This is a genomic window from Paenibacillus tritici (genome assembly GCF_013204885.1).
Taxonomy (GTDB): domain Bacteria; phylum Bacillota; class Bacilli; order Paenibacillales; family Paenibacillaceae; genus Paenibacillus_AQ; species Paenibacillus_AQ tritici.
In genome coordinates, this window is the sequence record NZ_JABMKX010000003.1 from 370581 (window position 1) to 390624 (window position 20044).

Consider the following 20044-nt stretch of genomic DNA (forward strand, 5'->3'; position numbering starts at 1 on the left):
CGCTTATTGAATGCCCAGCTTCTCCTTGTTGGCCTTCATCTTGCCGCTGCGGACCTCCACGATCTTATCCCAGCCGTTCTTATCCAGGAAGGCTTTATACTCAGCCAAGGTATTTTCAAAGGACGCGTCGTCCTTCGCACGGATCATGCTTACCATGGAGGTATTCCAGTTGGTATTGATCGCGCTCAGGCCGCGGGCTTCTGCCGTCCCCTGATCAGGATTGATATTCTCCAGGATGAAATGCGGCTTCAGCTTGCCTTTGCCCCATTCCTGCATTTGCTTGATCGATTCAGGGAAGGCATCCTTGCTCAGCGCTTTGTGGCGGTCATGTCCGAAGAACATGAATTCACCCATCCGGTAATCCTTCTTGAACTTATCCGCATTGTTAAGCTGCAGATCCTTCACTTCCGGCAGCAGTTCAACCGTTCCGTCAGCATTGGTCTTGTAGGTCACGCCTTCAACCCCGTAGTTCATCAGCTTCTGTCCCTCTTCGCTCAGCAGATACGTGAAGATTTGGATCGCCTTGGCCGGGTCCTTGCAGTCTTTGGTGATGTAGCTGATCATCCAGCCCGTAATACCGGATTGATTAAGGGTAGGCTGATGTCCTGCTGTGCTCTGCGGGCCGTCGATGGCGATATACTCTTTTCCCGGATTGGCACTCATGAAAATCTGCAGGTTCCCGCCCTGCTGGGGCGTACCATCGAGCAGCATTGTGGCGTATTTACCGGATTTCACCTTTTCCTCAAACCCTGTGCCGTCATCTGCGAAGCTGTCATCACTGATCGCCCCGTCTCTGTAAGCAGCATTCAGCGTCCGCAGCCAGGCCAGATAATCCTCATCCAGATTGCGGTTGTAGAACTTGCCGTCTTCAGTCTCCAGCGGAACCCCGATGAAGTCCTGCAGTACATCCCCCAGCGAGCCGGTACCCTCCCCAATCGCATTGAAGCCGAAGGGAATCATGTCCGGGAACTTGGCCTTGATCTCGCTCAGCACCTGCTTGAATTCTTCCGGGGTCCCGAAGGACGGGCTGCCCAGCGCCTCATAGACATCCTTGCGGATCACAAAAGCCGTCTTAGCCGGAATGTTACCGCTGTCATAATCGGCCTGTGTATTGGAATAGTTAGGATAGCCATAGGTTTTGCCGTCCTTCAGCTGGAACCAGTTCAGGGTGTCGGCAGCAGCCACCTTGTTGAAATACGGATCATATTTCTCAGCCAGCTCGTTCAGCGGTAGCGCCCAGGTAGCGGCTTTTTGCACAACCGGAGAATTCGAGTCAAAGATCGTCAGCAGATCCGGCATATCGCCGCCTGCGAAGAAGGTGTTCAGCTTGGTATCGTCCCCGGTAATGAACTTGATATTGATGTTCAGATCCTCTTTGATCTTCTTGGTTACAACATCCTTGCCGAAGTCCGTATTCCACCAGTCCGCGTTGACATACCAGGTTAATTCTGTAGTCTCACTCTTCTTATCCAGCTTCCAGGCCGGGGTCTCCGGGTCTGCCGTGTAGCGGTCTTCAATCGACACCTCGCTGGCTTTCTTGGAGCCGCCGTTTGAACTGCAGCCTGCCACAACCAGCATAGCCGAGAGCAGGAGCAGCGCGAGCTTCAGACTCTTTTGACCCGGGAATTTCTTCATCTTAATCATTAATATACCTCCCTGAAATATGATATTGAAATCATTGCCCTACTCCTTGACTGCCCCCACCATCATGCCGGAGATAAAGTATCTTTGAAGAATGGGATACATCGCAACAATCGGCAGGGTAGTAATGACAATGGTTGCCAGTTGAACCCCTTTGGTGGTGGTTTCAATTACGACGGAGCCGCCGATGTTCTGCATGGACTGGGTCTGCGACTGCACAATAATCTCATACAGCTTCATCTGCAGCGGGTACAGTGCCTGATCGGTGATATATAACTTCGTGGTCATGAAGTCGTTCCATTGCCCCACCCCGTTGAAGAGGGCGATTGTGGCCATAGCGGGCATGGATAGCGGAATGAAGATTTTCAGGAAAATATGCCAGTCGCCTGCGCCGTCGATCTTAGCCGACTCTTCCAGCGAATCCGGGACGTTCCGGAAAAAATTCATCAGAATCACAACATCGTAATAGCTGAATAACGCCGGGATAATATACACCCAGAAGCTGTTCAGGAGACCGAGGGATTTAATAAGCAGATAAGTCGGAATCATCCCGCCGGAGAAAAACATCGTAATGACGCCCATCGCCACATACAGCTTGCGGCCGCGGATATATCTTTTGCTGAGACCGTAGCCGATCATGGCGCAAAAGAACACATGGGTGATGACCCCGATGAGCGTTTTGGCGACGGAGACAATGAAGGATTGCCCGATGCTGCTGTCATTAAATACCGCCCGGTAATTCTCCAGGGAGAATTCCTTAGACCAGAAGATGAATCCGCCCTCGGCCAGCGCCTTGCCTGAACTGAGCGATGAAATAATAACGTTCCATAAGGGAACGAGGATAATAACCATGAACACACTGAGCACAATCATATTGACCGCATCAAAGATCCGGCTGTCGAGATCTTCTTTAACCACCTTTCGATTCACACAAAGACCTCCCTCTATAACACCGATTGATTATCGTTCAATTTACTGGTGACTTTGTTGGCTGTTACGAGCAGGATCACCGACACAATGGAGACACCCAAACCCACGGCGGTGGCATAAGAGAAGTCTCCCTGCGTCATCCCCATGCGGTATACATAAGAGTTGATAACCTCAGCCTTGGCCCGGTTCTGGGAGTTCATCAGGACCAGCGTCTGATCCAGATTCGAGCCGAGCAGACCGCTTACCGTCAAAATCAGATTCAGGCTGATAATCGGCTTCATGTTCGGAAGGGTGATGTTCCAGATTTGGCGGAGCCGGCTGGCTCCATCTATTTTGGCCGCTTCATAGTAGGTCGGATCGATCTTGGCCATAATCGCCAGATACAAAATCGTGCCCCATCCGGCTTCCTTCCAGATATCGGACAGCGTGGCAATCCACCAGTACTTGCCTGCATCTAGCAGAATGTTGGACGGCTTCGAGATCAGCCCGAGATTCAGCAGCAGCTCATTGAACAGGCCTGAGGTGGAGAACCAGGTGATCAGCATCCCGCCGAGTACGATCCAGGACAGGAAATGCGGCAGATAGGAGATCGTCTGGACGAATTTTTTGAAGCGGCCCATACTCAGCTCGTAGATCATGATGGCGAGAATAATCGGAATGATGAACCCGATCCCCAGCTTCAGGAAGCTGATCCCCAGGGTGTTCACGACCGCATCCCAGAAATATTCGTCAGACAGAATAATCTTGAAGTTATCCAGTCCCACCCAGGGTGCGGTTGATAGCGTATCAATGACCGTGTAATTCTTGAAGGCGATGCTGAGGCCATAGATCGGTATGTAGCAGAAAATAATCATAAAAATAATGCCCGGCAGCACCATCGACTGAATCTCCCACTGCCTTTTGTAATCGCTTGCAAATTCTTTGATCCGCTGCCCCATAGACTTCTTGGCGGACGGCGGTATTGAAGCTGAAGGTGCTGGAGCTGTTTTACTCATGTTCTTCTCCCCTCCCAATCAAGAAATGGTCATGCAAATGTCCGGTTCAATAAAAACGTTTTTATTTTTGGGCAAGCAGAAACGCCTGCACCGACCTTCAAAAGGATGGCATCCGTTTCAGCGAGAAAGAAAAGCAAGATTTATTGCGCGAAGCATATAAATTCTTATCTTTCAGAAAAATCCCCCTGCTATTCATGTAGTTAACACCATTCCTGCACGCTAAGTGCGGTCCTTCCGCTCCAGCTTCACATGACTTGAGCCTCTTACGATAAGTTCACCCTGCAGCTTCTGCACGGCGCCTTGCTCCTTCTCCTGAATCATCCGGACCAGATGGTCGATCGCCAGCATCCCCTGCCTTGCAATCTGATTCCGTACGGTCGTGAGCGGGGGCGAGTAATAGGGGGCAATGTCAATATCATCGAAGCCCATCACACTGACGTCCTGCGGAACTTCATAGCCGTAGCTCTTAAGCGCTTGAATACAGCCCATTGCACTGATATCATTCCCGGCCAGGAAGGCGTCGGGTAACTTCTCGGGATGCACGCGGATGAAGGACTTCACGGCATTATAGGTGCTATCCTCCTCAAAATAACCCTGAATAATATAATCCTCATCCACCGGGAGCTGATATTGGCGCAGCGCCGCCAGGTAACCTTCCCGCCGCTGTACGCTGTCGAACATCGTATCTACGCCGGAGATATAGGCAATGTTCTTATGCCCAAGACTGATTAAATACTTCGTCGCCTCATAGCCGGATTCGTAGGAATCAAAAATAATGCTGCCCATCCCCTCGTCTTCCAGCACCCGGTCCAGAAACACCGCCTTAATCTTGTCTTTCTTCATGGCGGCAATGTCCTTCTCGTCAATGCCCAGCTCTTCATAGATAATGACACCATCCACGCGCCGTCCGAGAATATTGCTCATAATGACATGTTTGTCCTTGGTGACAAATACATTCAGGCCATAGCCCAGGCGGTCGCATTGACGGGCCATCGACTCTACCAGCTTGTAGAAGTACGGGCCTGACACACTTGTGGTGAAGAACCCCAGCATCTTGGTGGTACCGGATTTCAGCAGCTTGCCGTTCAGGTTCGGAACATAATTCAGGCGCTGGGCGACCTTCAGCACATGGGATTTGGTCTCCGGATTGAGGACATCCACATCATTCAAGGCGTTCGAGACCGTGGAGATGGAGACCCCCGCTTCTCTGGCTACGTCTTTGATCGTTATCTTTGCCATATCATTGTTCCTCTTCAATAAAAACGTTTTTATAGTTTATAAAATAGCATGAAACCGTTTTAAATACAACACTTTTTGTCATGAGGGTTGTTCAGCCACCTTTTCCGCTAATTATTGCCCGCCGAACGCAAACATAATCTCAGCTTCGCACACTCGTTCACCGTCTACTGTAGCGGTCCCGGTTCCTTTGACAATCATTTCTTTGACCCGGGTCACTTCAAATTCAAGGCGCAGCTGATCCCCCGGCTTCACCGGATATCTTCTTCAAGCTCGGTGATCCGGTCTACCAGGAGAAACGGATAACGGTGTGGAATCCGCGCCTGAATTTCATTAACGTCCAGCATACAGTAACTCCCCTGTGTTCAAATTTATCTAATTTTACTATAAAGCACCGGGATTTAGCTATGCCGGAGTTATGCCGATGATGATGCGTTCAGGTGCACTTGTGCTCCTTATTTCGGCCTGCCGCCAGCTTTTGGCAAATTCAGGTGCACTAGTGCTCCTCATTCCCACCTGCCGCCTGCTTTCGGCAGATTCAGGTGCACTTGTGCTCCTTATTCCCGCAGCCGCCTGCTTTTAGTCAAATTCTGAGGGATTTATCCCTCTGCTTTCCCCACTCTGCCCACTTTTGGCGGATTCAGAGGGATTTATCCCTCTCCTTGCCCCACTCTGCCCACTTTCGGCGGATTCTGATGGATTTATCCCTCTCCTTGCCCCACTCTGCCAACTTTCGGCGGATTCAGAGGGATTTATCCCTCTCCTTGCCCCACTCTGCCCACTTTTGGCAAATTCAGAGGGATTTATCCCTCTCCTTGCCCCACTCTGCCGACTTTCGGCGGATTCAGAGGGATTTATCCCTCTCGATATGGGAAGTTCGTTAGTTAAATTGGACTTATAAACTTTGAAAGACAATTAACTTTTCCATACACCAAAAAACCTTGAAGATTCAAGGTTTTTTGGATGGACACTATGGATGAGTGTCCGGATATCAACTTAATAGTCAGGTGAGTGGCGGATAGCAGGACTCCCATCCGTGTTGTTACCGGAATACTTGACCGAACCTGCCTTCCACGGTAGAAGCAACTCTTATTACACTCACCTCACGCTATATGCTGCTAATATCTATGATCCTCACACGGTAACTCTACTTCCTACACACTATCTACTTTTTCTCTCAGTAACTCTACTCCCTACACACTATCTACTTCTTCTCCCAGTAACTCTACTCCTTACACACTATTTACATTCCCTCACAGTAACTCTACTCCTTACATACTATCTACATTCCCTCCCAGTAACTTTAATCCCTACACACTATCTACTTTTTCTCCCAGTAACTCTACTCCCTACACACTATCTACCTTTCCTCACACCCCCACGCAACTCTCCACTCCGCTTACACCTGTCCAGCTGGAGCGGGGACCGCATTCTGCGGGTTGCCCTCTTGTCCCAGCTTCCGTAGCTTGCGGTTGAAGCCGATGAAGAGGATGGCTCCCAGGAGACTAGTGATTACCTCGGTAATGGTCATCGACCAGATCACCCCGTGCAGGCCGAAGAAGTGATGCAGCAGGATAATGACCGGGATATAGAGTACACCTTGCGTAACCGCGACAACTGCGGCCTGTGCGCCTTGGCCTGTAGCCTGGAAGATACTCATGAACAGACCGGTGAACCCGTTGAACAGCGCGGATACCAGCATCGCCCCCAGGATATAGGTTCCCATGCCGATCACTGAGTTATCGCTGGAGAACAGATGCAGGACCGGCCCTCTGAATGCAAAGACCAGGGCTACAAATACTAACGAGATGCCCGCAATATAACTGAAGGCGTACTTCATGCTGGAGGTAAGTCTGGCCCTGTTCTTGCTGGCATAGGTGAAGGCGAAGAGCGGAATCAGGCCCAGGAACAGTCCCATGGACAGGAACTCCGGAATCTGCACAATTCTCAGCGCTACCCCGAACCCGGCTACCACATTCTCACCATACTGGATGGAGTAGTTATTAAGCAGCAGGGTGGACACGATCAGAAAAGCGCATTGCAGCAGCTCAGAGATGCCGACCTTATAGATCTCCAGCTGATCCTGCAGGGATATTCTGAACTGCTTCAGGAATCCCCGCAGATTCTGGCTCCGCTTCTCCAGGTAATAGAGATAATAGACCGCAGACCCCAGGTTAGCCAGGCACATGGCCAGCGCCGCACCTGCGACATGCCAGTCCAGGATCAGAATGAACAGCGGATCAAAGATCAGGCTGAGCGCTGTGCTGATAAAGATACCATACATGGACTCCTTCGACGCTCCCTCCGCGCGGACTAGCTGCTCCAGCGCAAAGTTGAGCACGACCGCAAAGCCGCCGGCGAACAGCGTCAGGGCATAGGTCTTCGTGTAGCCGAAGGTTGCCGCATCCGCCCCAAGCAGCCGCGTGAGCGGGTTAATGGCCAACATGGCCAGCAGGGCGATAACAAGGCCCGCAATAATGCTTGCATAGAAGGTATATCCGGCGATCTGCTTGCCTTTTGCGGTATTGTTCTCCCCGGCCATCCGGGTGACGAAGGTTCCGCCGCCTACCCCGAACACGTTACCGAAAGCCATCAGAACAGTGAAAATCGGCAGGCCCAGTGTAATTGCCGTCAGCATACTTGTGTTATGCAGGAGGCCGATGAAATACGCATTGATCACATTGTATACCGTTCCGACTGACATGCCGATCATCATGGGAACCGACAAATGGAAGATAGCCTTCTTCATTGGAGCGGACTCCAGGTAATATTGATTGGACACTTCTTGTTTCATAATTCATACCTCCGGTCGTAATTACAGGCTTTGATTGACTTTGGACAGCAGCGTTAGCAGGGCGGATGCCTCCTCCTTGGTGAGCTGGCGGGTAATGCCTGCTTCCACATCCGCGAACATCCGGTTGAATTCCTCCACCAAGACAACCCCTTTCTCCAGCACGGTAAGCCGCTTCTGCCGCTCGTCCTTCTCATCGGTGACGCGGGCGATGTAGCCTTTCTTCTCCAGACCCTGGAGCATGCTGGTGATGCTGGCTCCCCGCCGCTTGAACTGCTCCGCCAGATCCTTCTGGATCACGCCCTGGTCCTGATTCTCATAGATATATCCGATCATCCGGCCTTGCGCGGAATTCAGGCCCAGCTCGTTCAGCCGGGCATCGGCAGAGCTCTTAAGCTTGAGGCCAATCTCACGGAACAAATCGGAATACGGTGTATGCAGAATGGGTTCAGTCATGTTCAAGTCCCCTTTTTATTTTAGATAGAATTATAAGTAACAAGTCAAATATAATACATAGAACTCTAACTGTCAATGTTCTAACTATCCAGGTGCCGAAGCAGACCCGGCTCTCCTCCTTCCGGCATTCTTCATTGCGCTGCTGTAGTCTGAATGTACAGCCGGAATGTAAACTGAGTTTAAACTACACTTATCCCGCGTTGGCTACCGGTGACAGTTCATGAAGGGGCCCTCCCGAAACCTGACGGCTTCCTGCCGGGGAAGTGTATGCTTCCCGAAACGGCAAATACCAGAGGCGGCCCCCCCACATGCCGGGAGCCAACCTCTGGTACGCCGTACTAATGCTTCAAGCCATAACGCCGGTACCTCATCACTCTGCGGTACATGGATTTATCCTTGAGCTGATTAAAAATATAAGGATCGGGATTCATGTTCACTTCAATAATCCACGGCTTCAGTGAGCGGTCCAGTCCGATGTCTACACCAAACTGCCGGTGATGCGGAAAAGTCTTCTTCAGTTGTACCGCTATGCGTGTGCCCAGCCGGTTCATATCCCCCTTAAGCTGCATAAGCTGCTGCGCAGACAGATGGGTGGAGAGCAAATGCTCCACTGCGGTCGGTTTGCCGCCGCTGTGGTAATTGGTCACAATTTTGCGCGGATGCCCGAGCCGGCCGATAATCCCGGTAGCTTCCCAGACCCCCTTGGGACTGAGCTGCACCATCACCCGGATATCGAAACGGCGCCCGTTATGCTTCAGCAGATGGACGCCTTTTTGCAGCAGATAACTCCTCTTACCGAGCTTCTTCACGAGACTGTGATGAAAAGCCTCAAAGGTAGTGAACCGGCGGAGGGTCTCCTCATACTGGTACGTATATCCCTCCCGCTCTCTCCGCTCCGCGCGGATTACTCCAATGCCATACGTTCCCCGTTCCGGCTTGATATAGATCATTCCGTAACTGTGGATCATCTGCTCCAGATTGCGCCTGCTCATTCTCCGGGTATCGGGGATGAAGGACTTAATCCACTCGTTCTTAAGCAGCAATTGTGTCTTATACCATTTGCTCTGTCCTGACTGAACCTTTTTGGCGGTCACTTATGCACTCTCCTGTCCGGGATGGGAGCCAGTGCTCCCTTTTTACATATAATTACATATTCACTGTATCCTATGCCGCTGGAGGTGCCCTTGAATATATCATTTGTCCCGTACGGAAAGATTAACTTTATCAGGATGATGGCCCTATCAACCGACGCTCCCCAGGCATACCCTAGTGAAGACGCTCAAATGTCAATATATGTATGGAGATGAATCCATGTCCGTTGCTACGGTAAGTGTGACCTCAAGTGCTCCTTCGATCGACATCCTGATCCCTGCTATCGAAAAAGATCTCGCCACCCTTCCTTATGTGATTGATAGTCTTCGCAAGTATGTCCAGCACCCTATCAGCAATATCTATATTGTCTCGCCGAATAACAGTAGAATCAGACAACTGTGCTCCCGCAAAAGCTGTGTTTTTGTCAATGAAACCACCGTCCTGCCGTTCACTAAAAAAGCTATCCGCTATTCCTCCACCCGCTGGAACCGCTCAGGCTGGCTGTATCAGCAGCTGCTTAAGATGAACGGGGATCATATCTGCCGCGAGAAATATTTCCTGGTCATTGATGCGGATACGGTGCTCATTCGTCCCCATCGGTTCCGTTCCGGCGGGAAAAGCATCTTCTATTGCCGTAACTGGAGCCAGCCGGAGTATTTCCGCACCTACCGCAAGCTGCTCGGTGCCGCTGCCTCCGCCCCCAAATCTTGTGTCACCCACTATATGCTGTTCGAGTCCGCGAAGCTGGCCAGTCTCAAACGAACCATTGAAGCAAGGCACGGAATGTCCTGGCATGCCGCCGTTATCCGCAGTATCAACAAGAAGAGACAGTTCGGCTTCTCCGAATTCGAGACCTATGCCAACTACGTGTACAGCGGAAACCGCACCGCCGTGCTGCTCAAGAACGCCAAGAATAAATCGCTGAAGATCCCGGCAGGCTCCCTGACGCAATCGCAGATTCAGAAGTATGCCGGGTCTTACCGTTCACTCTCCTTCCATCAGCGCAAGGGATATTCTACTCCGGGCAAGCCCTAAGGAGGCACGCAAAGTGATGCATACTATCCTTCTGTGCGGCGGCTCCGGCCAGCGGCTATGGCCTCTGTCCGGCAGCATCCGCTCCAAGATGTTCCTGCAGCTGCTTCCTGCACCGGACGGGGGCACGGAGTCCATGCTCGGGCGGGTATGCCGTCAGCTCGCTCATGCCGGACTGGACGAATCCCTGCTCCTGGTAGCACACCAGGAGCAGGTCGCCCTCACACAGCGGTATACCGGAAGCCGTTATCCGGTCATCGGGGAGCCTTGCAAGCGCGGCACCTTCACTGCAGCCGCCTTGGGCGCCCTGCACTTGCTTGCTGCCGGAAAGGCACAGCCGGAGGACATCGTCTGTATCGCTCCGGCCGATATGTTCGCGGATGACGGCTTCTTCCGCCAGTTTCACCAATTTGAAGATATCCTGGCCGCCTCGCATGCTGAGCTCCTCCTGCTTGGAACAGGGCCTGCTTATCCCTCGGAGCAATACGGCTATATCGTCCCGGCACAGGGTGACTCCGGCGTGTATGCTCCGGTATTATCTTTTGCAGAGAAGCCTGATGTGGCTGGAGCCCGGGAGCTGATGCGACAACAGGCGTTATGGAACTGCGGGGTATTCGCTTCGCGGCTGAGCTTCCTGCTGGAGCATCTGGAGAGGCTGGGGCTGCCTGCCGAATCCGCGGCATTGACCGCGTTGTATCCGGGGCTCCCGGTCCGCAGCTTCGACAAGGAAGTGGCGGAGCGCAGCACCAGAGCTGTCGTCGTAAGACATGAAGGCGAATGGTCCGACCTGGGAAGCTGGGATACGCTGACGGACCGGCTGCCTTCACAGGTCATTGGAGAAGGCGGGCTATGGGGAGAATGCGGGAACAGTCAGCTTATTAACGAGCTGGGGATACCGCTGCATGTCATTGGTGTCCCCGGTATAGTCGCCGTAGCCAGTCCCGATGGCATCCTGATCGCCGGCAGGAAGGAAGCAAACCTCATCAAGGATATTCTGATGGAGAATTCAGCAAAGGAGATGCGGTATGGAGAAACGGGCTGGGGCAGCTATACTGTCCTTGACCGTGAGTCAGGCGGCGCCGGCCTTGTCCTTACGGTAATGCTGACCCTGCTGCTGGACCATGACATACCTGAAAGAGTCTGTCCGCATTCCGCCAAGACCTGGATGATTGTGTCCGGTCATGGAGAGGTAGCCGTGGACGGGCACACATCCGCCGCAGCTGCAGGGGGAAGCTATACCATAGCCAGGGGACAACGACATACGGTCCGTGCCTTCAGTCCAATGAAGCTTATAGAGGTGCGGATAAGTGAAGCAGGCGATGACGGGAAGGACTACGGCTGCTGACAGGAAGCTCCCGGGCTTCTTCGCAGATCCCGCCTCACACTCAAAAGGGATACCCCAAACGCCAACCACCCGGCTGTTTGCGGTATCCCTTATTCGCGGTGAAAGCTGTTGCCTGTCCTTAGACCATCCACTGGCGGATCGCCGGATAGTGCAGATTCTAGAGTGACGGCGGCAGGAACTGGAACCACTTGAAGTCAAACCGGCTGCCCGGCAGGAACAGGAAGGTGACGGTCAGGCTGCCGCTGACCGGCATGTCCAGGCTGAATTCACGCTCCGTGTAGCTGCCGCTTCCGGCGAATTCGATCAGCTGCTTCGTTTCGCCGCCGGAACCGCTGAACAGAATCTGCAGGGTATTGCCCGCAAGCGCCGAGCGTCCGCAGATGACCAGCCGTGAGCATTCCGCTGCTCCGAAGTCCATTCCGGCAAATATAAGCGACACATTGTTGCCGATTCCCTCGACGGCATCCTCCGTAATAGTGAAGGTATCCCCGTAGACCGCAGTGTTGTCCAGGGCATTCAGACGCTCGAATGCCTTAGGCTTACGTACAAACGAGAAGCCCTTCAGATGAATCTTCTTGCGCACCACGAAGGACAGAGAGGTGATGCCCGTCAGCCGTCTGGGAAGCGTATAATGCTCTTCCTGATATACATTCCAGCGGGATGGCTTCTGGTAAGTCACAGTGGTGAGCCGCTCGGCACCAGGCGTACCGGGTATACCTTCCCATATCTCCATCGGAAATTCCTGATCATCGAGCGAGAAGACCGGCAGAATGATCTCATCGGCTCCATAATCCCCGAAGTCGATCCGTTCGAAGCAGATCCGGCTCTCCCCTTCGCGGGCCGTGGCGACCCCCCGTTCATTGCCGTTGGTCAGATTCCGGCTATGGCCGCTGCTGAACCCGGAGGAGACAAATTCATACGGATTCAGATAGGCCTGACCCAGTCCGGTCAGCTTGAATTCCATTTGTGAATAGAGCCGTATCCCGTCAGCGCCATTGGCTGTTCCGCAGCGGATATACACCTCTCCGTCTCCCAAGGCCGTAATTACCGCCTCATGCCCATTCGTCTCAATCGTGGCAATATTGGCATCAATCCCGGCGGCATTGGTAATCCGCCACTCGACATCTTGCCACGAGGCACCCTGCGGATGAAGCCTGACGCGGACCGGAAGCGACGGCTGCTCCGGCGTCAGAACATTGCCTCCGGGACAGATAATCTCCAGCTTGCGGACCGGGATCTCTCTATCCCGGCCGCTCTCCGGATACCCGGATACAGCATCCGCCTCCAGCGGGTTATACGCATACAGATACAGCTCATCTTCGGCGGCCGTTCCCGGCGCTGGAAGCACCGATTGTAGGGTAAGCTCAGCAGAAGCCAGATTCTCAGAAGCTGCCCGCAGGGTAATCATACCGGCATCCAGTGTTCCGGCAATCACTGCCAGCAGCTTACCGCTGAACAACCGGCGGTTTACTCCCTTGTAGGAATCATAGTCCGTGCTGTCCCCGTTATCCAGGCCAATCAGCCGTCCCGGACCTTCAATACTGAGATGAACCCGGTTATTGGCATTCGCTACCGGGCGCCCCTCCTGGTCCAGTGTGCTGATCGTTACAAAGATAAGATCCGTGCCGTCTGCTGTGATTACCCGCTTGTCGGGAGCAAGAACAAGCGAAGCCGCATCTCCGAAAGAGGAGATTTGCTCTACAGCAACGATCTCCCCCTGCTCATCATAAGCCACCGCCCGCAGGATACCGTCCGCGTAAGGCAGCTGCCATTCTCCAAGCAGCTTGTGTCCGCGGGCATGATCGATCTCCACAATGCCCTGCGAGATTTCATTCATGAACAGCTCCATACGGGGAGCATTGGAACAGACACGCACATCAATCAGCTGGCCCGGGGAGAAATCCCAGTACGGGAAGATATGAATCATCGGATGATTACGGTAATCTGTCCATTCCGCCTGATAGATGTAGTAGGAATCCTTAGGGAAACCGGCGGTATCCAGCTGCCCGAAATACGAATTCTTGGTGTGATACGGAGTAGGCTCCCCGATATAGTCAAAGCCTGTCCAGAGAAACTGCCCCAGCGAGAAGCCCGCATCCCGGTCAGCGGTGATGCAAGCCTCTGTACTCTTGGCCCCCCAGCTGGTCGAGCTATTCCCGAGGGAAGAGCACTGCTGGTCATCATCGGCCAGCACAGACTGGGCCAGCGGGAAATGGTAGATTCCCCGGCTCTGCACCGTCGAACAGGTCTCACTGCCGTAGATGATCCAGTCCGGATGCTCTTTGTGATGCTGCCCGTAATATTTCTCCGCGTAGTTATAGCCTGCCACCTTAACGATATCTGCGCATCGCTGCGCATTCTCCCAGGGCATATAGTTCGAGCCGATGGTAACAAACGCATTGCGCTGCGGATCATGGGCCAGCACCTCAGCCTGCAGCTCCCGGGTAAGCTCCTGGCCCCGGCTGTCTGCGTGAGTGTCATAGATCTCATTGCCGATACTCCACATCAGCAGGCTAGGACGGTTCCGGTCGCGACGCACCCAGCTGGCAACATCAAGCTTCCACCACTGCGGGTAGAACCGTGCGTAATCATAAGGCGTTTTGCTGCGCTCCCACATATCGAAGGCTTCCGACACGATCAGCAGCCCCATTTCATCGGCCAGCTCCATAAGCTCTACAGCCGGCATATTATGCGCGGTACGGATGGCGTTGACTCCCATCTCCTGCAGCAGGACGAGCTGGCGGCGCAGAGCCGCCCTGTTCACGGCAGCCCCCAGAGCGCCCAGATCATGATGCTGGCAGACTCCGTTTATTTTGACATGACGACCGTTGAGGAAGAAGCCCCTCTCACTGTCCAGTTCCAGGGTCCGGAAGCCGAAGCGCTCCTTCTCCGTTTCAATGACCTCATCTTCTGCGAGCAGCTCCGATTGCAGGCTATAGAGATTGGGACTGCAAATATCCCATAACAAGGGCTGATCCACCGTCAGACGGCTCTGGCTATGTACGGTTAGCCCCTCCTGCACAGGCACCTCCGTGGTATGCCCGGCAATTACCGCTCCTTGCGCATCCAGAAGGCTGTGCCGCAGCTTCAGCCTCGTACCCTGTGCCGCAGCTTCTTCAGAGAGATGCAGCTCCGCATCTACATCCACTATCCAGGACCCGCTCGCTCCTGCTCTGGCAACAATATAAATCCCGTCAGCGGCGATACGGGTCTTCGGCGTCGTCTTGAGCCAGACCGGCCGGTAGATTCCGGCCCCGGAGTACCAGCGGGAATTGGGGGCTTCGTGAATCACACGCATATAGATCTCATTCTCTCCCGCTATCAGGTACGGGGTAATGTCAAATTCAAAGGTAGAATATCCGTATTTCCACTCCCCCGCCGCCTGCCCGTTCACATATAGTGTCGAGTTCATATACACTCCCTCAAAACGCAGGGACACCAGCTCATCATCAGGCACTTCATCGAAGCGGAGGCTGGTGCGGTACCAGCCCTCTCCGTTCTCATAGAGGTTCCGGGTATCATAGATCAGCCAGTCATGCGGCAGCGTAACCGGCATCCATCCGTTATCTGCTGCGGCCTCCGCGAGCCCAGTATGAAGCGGCTGCTTGCAGAACTGCCAATTGTTGCTAAGTTTCTTCCTTATACTCATTGCTGTGCTTCCTCCTCTGGATTCCCATAGCCGGGCTTAGCGGTTCAAATAACGTTCATAGGCGGCTTGCTGGATTTCAAGTGCCCGTCCGATGCCCAGATCCTTCATCTGCTGAACATACTTGTCATAATGGTCTATGGAATCCATGCCCAGGATGATCTTGAGTTCGGTTTCCTTCACAAAAGTATGGATGTCGTTCATTATACTGCTCATCTCATCCGCTTCTTCGGCAGTCGGCGTTACGGGAGGCAGCAGGTGGCTCTCATGATTGGTCTGCTTCCAGATGCCGATGGATTCGGTTGTTGCCGGATATTTGGCCGGGAGGTTATTGTCCTGCTGGATCATCGGGAAGTTGGTGCCGTGCGAATATTGCGTCATGACCTGGTCGCTGCCCAGCCCGTCCGGATTCTTGACCACAAGATCGGTATAGACAGGCTTGCCGTCCTCCAGCGTATACGTAATGCCTTCAATCCCATACGTATTCAGCATGCTGCCTTCCCTGGTAAAAGCATAATCCAGCCAGCGCATAGCGGCCTCGGGATGCCGGGTTGTAGCCGAGATGGCCGCAGAGCTGGTCCCGGCATAAGCATTATCCAGCTGGCCGAACTCCGGAAGTCCGCCTTTGACAGCAGAGGGGTAGGGAGCAGCCGCGAAATCTGCCTCTGGATCACCGGCCTGCACGGCCGAATTGTATTTCTCAATATAGTACTGCCAGCCGATCGTTGCCCCGCTGACACCCGAAGTCATCTTCTTATCAACGGTAGCTGCATCAATCGAGGCGAAATCCTTGTCAATCAGCCCTTCCCGGTACCACTGGCTCATCGTGTTCAGGTACTCCTTGTAACCCGGCTCCAGATAACCGTAGACCACTTTTCCGTCGTTGACGTAGAAGTTCCCCATTACACCGAAGGCCCCGGCGAACCCGCCGGTCCGTTCCCCCAGGAACATGGTGCGTAAGGTTAAGGGGGATGCGGCCTGTTTCTTTTCTTTAAAAGCAGTCAGCACAGTATGCCATTCCTCAATCGTCTCCGGGAGGCTGAGATTCAGCTCATCGAGCCAATCCCTGCGGATAATCGGCCCGCCGTAGACCCTCCCAATCTCCGAGCGGATGAACGGGAAGGCGTAGTAGGTGCCGTCATCGGTTTTGATCATTTTGTCGATATCCGGGTTCTCCTGAAGGGTCCGCTTCAGATTAGGAGCATACTGGTCAATCAGATCATTGAGCTTCAGAATATAACCCTGCTCCACAGCTTGATCCGGACCGCCCGGGTATTGCAGCCAGGTATTGAGGAAAATATCCGGCAGCTCGCCCGATGCCAGCAGCAGACTGAATTTCTGGTCGGTCATGGGTGCTCCGCCAAGCTGCCGGATGGAGATGCCTGTGCGCTTCTCATATTCTTCATCAACCGGCAGGCGCTCCGGCGTGCCTCCCGGCTGTTCGTTCATATATGTCAGCTCCAATCCGCCCGGCACCGGATAAGTGAAACCGCCGGCGGCTTCACGCGAAGCAGACGTATTCCCGGCAGGAGAGCTTGGAGCGCTGTCAAGGTTCCTGGGGCTGCTGCAGCCTGCGGCAAGCAAGGCGAGACCCAGCAGAGCAGCAAGCGGCTTGTTCCATCTCAATGATGTCATCAATGATAAGACCTCCGTAATAAGGTTAGTCTGAGGACTTGGTGCCTCTCCAATGTAAGCTGAATCTGGTAACCATTCAATATTCAAAATGGGGAATTGATGGTCAAAAACGCAAAAAGGCGGACAGCAGCAGAATATACAAAACCTCTTTGCCGGCCGGAGAGCCGCAGGGAGCTTCCCCGGGCCTTCTTACCTTCAAAGAGGTTCTGTTGCTATACCATATGAAAAACGGGCTGAACCGGAATGAAATGTACCGGCACGCCGGGATACCGCAAGGCCAGCCGCTCTGCCAGCAGCTTCATCCCCGGCGCTTCACTCTCGGCGTGGCCCAGCATAATCAGCGCCCTGTCCCGGCCCTGCCGGAGTGCATCCCGGATATACTCGGGGGTCTCCCACTCCGGGCCTTCTCCGGCGATAACCAGGTCGAGCGACTCCTGCTCATACAGCGGGATTGTCGATGCACCGCCGCCACGGTAGCCGACCAGCACGCCTACCCTGCTGCACCGGGCAGACAGATTACCGGCCGCACGGATATAAGGAATATGCAGTTTGCTTTTCAGATATCCGGCGATCTCTGATACCGTCATCCCGGGAATGGAGAGAATCGACACATGGGGCAGATTCCGCTCCACATACGGCTCCCATTCCAGCTCCCGCAGCAGCCCTTCCATAATCCCGTCCGGTGTATAACGGTGCACATAGTCATGGAAGCGGTAGATCCCTATCCCGGAACCTGCAATCAATGCCGATTTCTGCCGGAAGACAGAATCATTCTCCAGCCCTTCGCGCCGGTCCTGATGACTATAATACACACCTTCATGCGTAATAATCAGATTGGCGCCAAGTGTAAGCGCCTGCTCAATGACCTCGTGGGAAGCGGAGAAGGCGGTCACAATCCCCAGCACTTCCGTCTCGGGGGCACCCGGCTCCAGCTTGTCTACAGTATTGTGCGGCTCCGGGATCCCTGCTTCTAAATGCCTGATAACCTCTCCGAAGGTCAGTGTCATGCTTCCCTCCTCACGACCGGGGTACACAGTCTGTATGATCTTGTTCATGTCCCTTACCCTCTCAGGTGATCAATAGATGGTGCGGTTGCCGGCATCTTCAATTCCGCTCTTGCGGTAGAAGTACGTATTGATCTGATCACGCCACTCCTTGGCATGGGCGGCCTGTCCCTTAAGGCGTTCCTCCACCTGTGTGTATAGGCCGTCCGCGATGCTGCCCTTCAGTCCGCTCCACGCGTCCAGCAGCCCTTCGGCACGCTCCGCACCCTCAAAGTGGGTGTCGTAAATATGCTGAATCACTGTTTTGCCGGAATGCAGCACATGGGTATACGGCACATGATGGAAGAATAGCAGCAGCTCATCCGGGCATTCCTCCAGTGAATCATAACGGAGGGCGTTGCTGCCCATATACTGGGCACTATAGCCGGTGCCGGTAGCCACGGTCCGGTCTACCCCAATGCCCTGATGATCCGCATAATGGTAGGTGCCCCACATGGAATATTCATAGCCGTCCACATTCGGGCCGTAGTGATGCTCGGGATTGATCATCCAGCCCACTCCAAGCGGTGCCGTATAGGACTCATAGATCTCCCAGGAATCCAGTAAAATCCGGCTGATCACGCCAGCGGCGGCAGCCTTTGTTCCAAACGTCAGAGCGATCCACTCGGCGGCAATAGCTTCTGAACTCAGCTCCGGGTTCCAGGCCAGACGCCCGAAGCCGTAGAGGTTAGCCTGGGCCAGCAGATGGCCGGTCCAATTCGCGTCATTACCCACATTGGATACCGCAGCCACTCCGCTTAAGCGGTTGCCCCACAGCGAGCCGTCAACAATCCGCTTCACCGGAGCCGTTCCGCCCTTGGCCAGTGTATCGAATTCCATAATCTCCTTCCACTGCGGGACCAGATAGCATACATGACGCTGCTGTCCAGTGTACTCTTGGGCAATCTGGAATTCAATGACCTGATTCGTCCGCTCCAGTGCCCCGAACAGCGGGGAGACCGGCTCTCTGACCTGGAAATCCATCGGTCCGTTCTTGATCTGCAGAATAACGTTGTCGTTAAATTGGCCGTCCAGCGGTTTGAAATGATCGTAGGCTGCTCTGGCCCGGTCCGTCTTGCGGTCACGCCAGTCCTGCTTGCAGTTATATACGAAGCAGCGCCAGATCACGATGCCGCCGAACGGTTCGAGGGCTTCCGCCAGCATATTCGCGCCATCGGCATGATTCCGCCCGTAGGTGAACGGACCGGGACGGTTCTCTGAGTCAGCCTTGACCACAAACCCGCCAAAATTAGGAATGGCGGCATAGATTTCTGCTGCTTTGGACTTCCACCATTCCCGTACTCCGGCTTCCAGCGGATCTGCCGTGCCCACTTCACCCTCATGCATAGGAGCAGCGAAGTTCACACTCAGGAACAGACGGATGCCATAGATACGGAAGATACCGGCGATTCGTGCAACATCCGGCAGGTAAGTGGAGATGAACAGCGTCTCCAGCGCATGGACGTTCACATTATTGATGGCAATGGCGTTGATGCCTGCTGTAGCCATCAGCCGTGCGTAATCCGTGATTCTGTCCATATCTTGCGTGAACTGATTATTCTCATACAAGAAGGACCGCCCGGAATAGCCGCGCTCCACGCTGCCGTCGAAATTATCCCAATGGTTAATCATACGCAGCGAGTTCACCGGATTCACCAGCTCATCCAGATTCTCGATGTCGTTGCCGCTGGCGATGAGGCGCAGCAGATGGAAGACCCCGTATAGGACACCCGCCGGAGAGGAGGCTCCTATAGCGATGCACTTCAGGGACTGGCTGGTGCGGATCACGAACCCTTCGTCCCCCACCGCCTTAACGGTCTTGTTATCATACATATCCTTAATCAGCGGATGACCGCCGCCAAAGGTACCGAACGCTACCCGGAATCCCTCCGGCTGCGGAGCAGACACCGCCTGGATGTCCAGCAGGGATGCGATGCCTCTCTGCCATTCACGAAGTGCAGCCTGGAGCGTATCATGCTCTTCCGTAACGGATACGGCTCCGCACCATTTCGAGTATTGCATATATAGAGGTCCTTGCGGCAGCTTCGGATAGCTTAACCACGCATTGTATCCGCTGTCATTTCGTGCGGCATTCCCATTCCCGGATTGTTGTCCCATGTCCTTATCTCCTCCAGTTCATCTTGTATACTAGATGCTGTTCAGGTTCATCCTACCACGCAGCCGGCAGCCCGGAACATTGTC

The 20044-nt window shown here is 53.8% G+C and carries 13 protein-coding genes and 1 pseudogene; 2 read left to right on the forward strand and 12 right to left on the reverse strand.

Annotated elements, in window-relative coordinates; all coding sequences use genetic code 11:
• Nucleotides 1-3: 3 nt before the first annotated feature.
• The 8 genes and pseudogenes from HQN87_RS07115 to HQN87_RS07150 all read right to left on the reverse strand — a co-directional run bounded on the left by HQN87_RS07115 (nucleotide 4) and on the right by HQN87_RS07150 (nucleotide 9143).
• A complete protein-coding gene (locus HQN87_RS07115) occupies nucleotides 4-1635 on the reverse strand; it encodes a type 2 periplasmic-binding domain-containing protein (RefSeq protein WP_436836461.1) in 1632 nt (543 codons plus the stop codon).
• Between the two features lie 48 nt (nucleotides 1636-1683).
• A complete protein-coding gene (locus HQN87_RS07120; RefSeq protein ID WP_173129847.1) occupies nucleotides 1684-2571 on the reverse strand; it encodes a carbohydrate ABC transporter permease in 888 nt (295 codons plus the stop codon).
• A gap of 14 nt (nucleotides 2572-2585) precedes the next feature.
• Entirely contained in the window at nucleotides 2586-3566 is a 981-nt protein-coding gene (locus tag HQN87_RS07125; protein WP_173129850.1) for an ABC transporter permease, read from the reverse strand.
• Nucleotides 3567-3785: 219 nt separating this feature from the next.
• Nucleotides 3786-4805, reverse strand: coding sequence for a LacI family DNA-binding transcriptional regulator (locus HQN87_RS07130; protein ID WP_173129853.1), 1020 nt, complete (start codon nucleotides 4803-4805; stop codon nucleotides 3786-3788).
• Between the two features lie 111 nt (nucleotides 4806-4916).
• Nucleotides 4917-5149, reverse strand: a pseudogene (locus tag HQN87_RS07135) (hotdog family protein).
• 1052 nt (nucleotides 5150-6201) lie between these two features.
• The gene (locus HQN87_RS07140) at nucleotides 6202-7596 is read right to left on the reverse strand and encodes an MATE family efflux transporter (protein WP_173129855.1); all 1395 of its coding nucleotides are present in this window, start codon (nucleotides 7594-7596) and stop codon (nucleotides 6202-6204) included.
• Nucleotides 7597-7617: 21 nt separating this feature from the next.
• Nucleotides 7618-8049 (reverse strand): MarR family winged helix-turn-helix transcriptional regulator, encoded by a 432-nt coding sequence (locus HQN87_RS07145; protein ID WP_173129857.1) that lies wholly within the window; start codon nucleotides 8047-8049, stop codon nucleotides 7618-7620.
• Between the two features lie 338 nt (nucleotides 8050-8387).
• A complete protein-coding gene (locus HQN87_RS07150) occupies nucleotides 8388-9143 on the reverse strand; it encodes a YheC/YheD family protein (RefSeq protein WP_173129859.1) in 756 nt (251 codons plus the stop codon).
• 217 nt (nucleotides 9144-9360) lie between these two features.
• Here HQN87_RS07150 and HQN87_RS07155 point away from each other — a divergent pair, with 217 nt between their 5' ends.
• Nucleotides 9361-10176, forward strand: a complete 816-nt coding sequence (locus HQN87_RS07155; protein ID WP_173129861.1) for a DUF6492 family protein — start codon at nucleotides 9361-9363, stop codon at nucleotides 10174-10176.
• A gap of 16 nt (nucleotides 10177-10192) precedes the next feature.
• Nucleotides 10193-11518 (forward strand): sugar phosphate nucleotidyltransferase, encoded by a 1326-nt coding sequence (locus HQN87_RS07160; protein WP_173130181.1) that lies wholly within the window; start codon nucleotides 10193-10195, stop codon nucleotides 11516-11518.
• Nucleotides 11519-11675: 157 nt separating this feature from the next.
• Here HQN87_RS07160 and HQN87_RS07165 read toward each other — a convergent pair whose 3' ends face one another.
• From HQN87_RS07165 to HQN87_RS07180, 4 genes are all read right to left on the reverse strand, one after another.
• The gene (locus tag HQN87_RS07165) at nucleotides 11676-15167 is read right to left on the reverse strand and encodes a glycoside hydrolase family 2 TIM barrel-domain containing protein (RefSeq protein WP_173129864.1); all 3492 of its coding nucleotides are present in this window, start codon (nucleotides 15165-15167) and stop codon (nucleotides 11676-11678) included.
• Between the two features lie 36 nt (nucleotides 15168-15203).
• A complete protein-coding gene (locus HQN87_RS07170; protein WP_173130184.1) occupies nucleotides 15204-16799 on the reverse strand; it encodes an extracellular solute-binding protein in 1596 nt (531 codons plus the stop codon).
• A gap of 212 nt (nucleotides 16800-17011) precedes the next feature.
• On the reverse strand, nucleotides 17012-17806 hold the full coding sequence (locus HQN87_RS07175) for a Nif3-like dinuclear metal center hexameric protein (RefSeq protein ID WP_173130187.1): 795 nt from the start codon (nucleotides 17804-17806) through the stop codon (nucleotides 17012-17014).
• A gap of 69 nt (nucleotides 17807-17875) precedes the next feature.
• Entirely contained in the window at nucleotides 17876-19960 is a 2085-nt protein-coding gene (locus HQN87_RS07180; protein ID WP_173129867.1) for an alpha-glucuronidase family glycosyl hydrolase, read from the reverse strand.
• Nucleotides 19961-20044: the final 84 nt, after the last annotated feature.

What these genes read in the sequence shown, in the direction of transcription:
- HQN87_RS07115 (WP_436836461.1), bottom strand. Translation starts at nt 1,635, where the DNA reads ATGAAGAAATTCCCGGGTCAAAAGAGTCTGAAGCTCGCGCTGCTCCTG.
- HQN87_RS07125 (WP_173129850.1), bottom strand. Translation starts at nt 3,566, where the DNA reads ATGAGTAAAACAGCTCCAGCACCTTCAGCTTCAATACCGCCGTCCGCC.
- HQN87_RS07130 (WP_173129853.1), bottom strand. Translation starts at nt 4,805, where the DNA reads ATGGCAAAGATAACGATCAAAGACGTAGCCAGAGAAGCGGGGGTCTCC.
- HQN87_RS07140 (WP_173129855.1), bottom strand. Translation starts at nt 7,596, where the DNA reads ATGAAACAAGAAGTGTCCAATCAATATTACCTGGAGTCCGCTCCAATG.
- HQN87_RS07145 (WP_173129857.1), bottom strand. Translation starts at nt 8,049, where the DNA reads ATGACTGAACCCATTCTGCATACACCGTATTCCGATTTGTTCCGTGAG.
- HQN87_RS07155 (WP_173129861.1), top strand. Translation starts at nt 9,361, where the DNA reads ATGTCCGTTGCTACGGTAAGTGTGACCTCAAGTGCTCCTTCGATCGAC.
- HQN87_RS07160 (WP_173130181.1), top strand. Translation starts at nt 10,193, where the DNA reads ATGCATACTATCCTTCTGTGCGGCGGCTCCGGCCAGCGGCTATGGCCT.
- HQN87_RS07165 (WP_173129864.1), bottom strand. Translation starts at nt 15,167, where the DNA reads ATGAGTATAAGGAAGAAACTTAGCAACAATTGGCAGTTCTGCAAGCAG.
- HQN87_RS07170 (WP_173130184.1), bottom strand. Translation starts at nt 16,799, where the DNA reads ATGACATCATTGAGATGGAACAAGCCGCTTGCTGCTCTGCTGGGTCTC.
- HQN87_RS07175 (WP_173130187.1), bottom strand. Translation starts at nt 17,806, where the DNA reads ATGACACTGACCTTCGGAGAGGTTATCAGGCATTTAGAAGCAGGGATC.
- HQN87_RS07180 (WP_173129867.1), bottom strand. Translation starts at nt 19,960, where the DNA reads ATGGGACAACAATCCGGGAATGGGAATGCCGCACGAAATGACAGCGGA.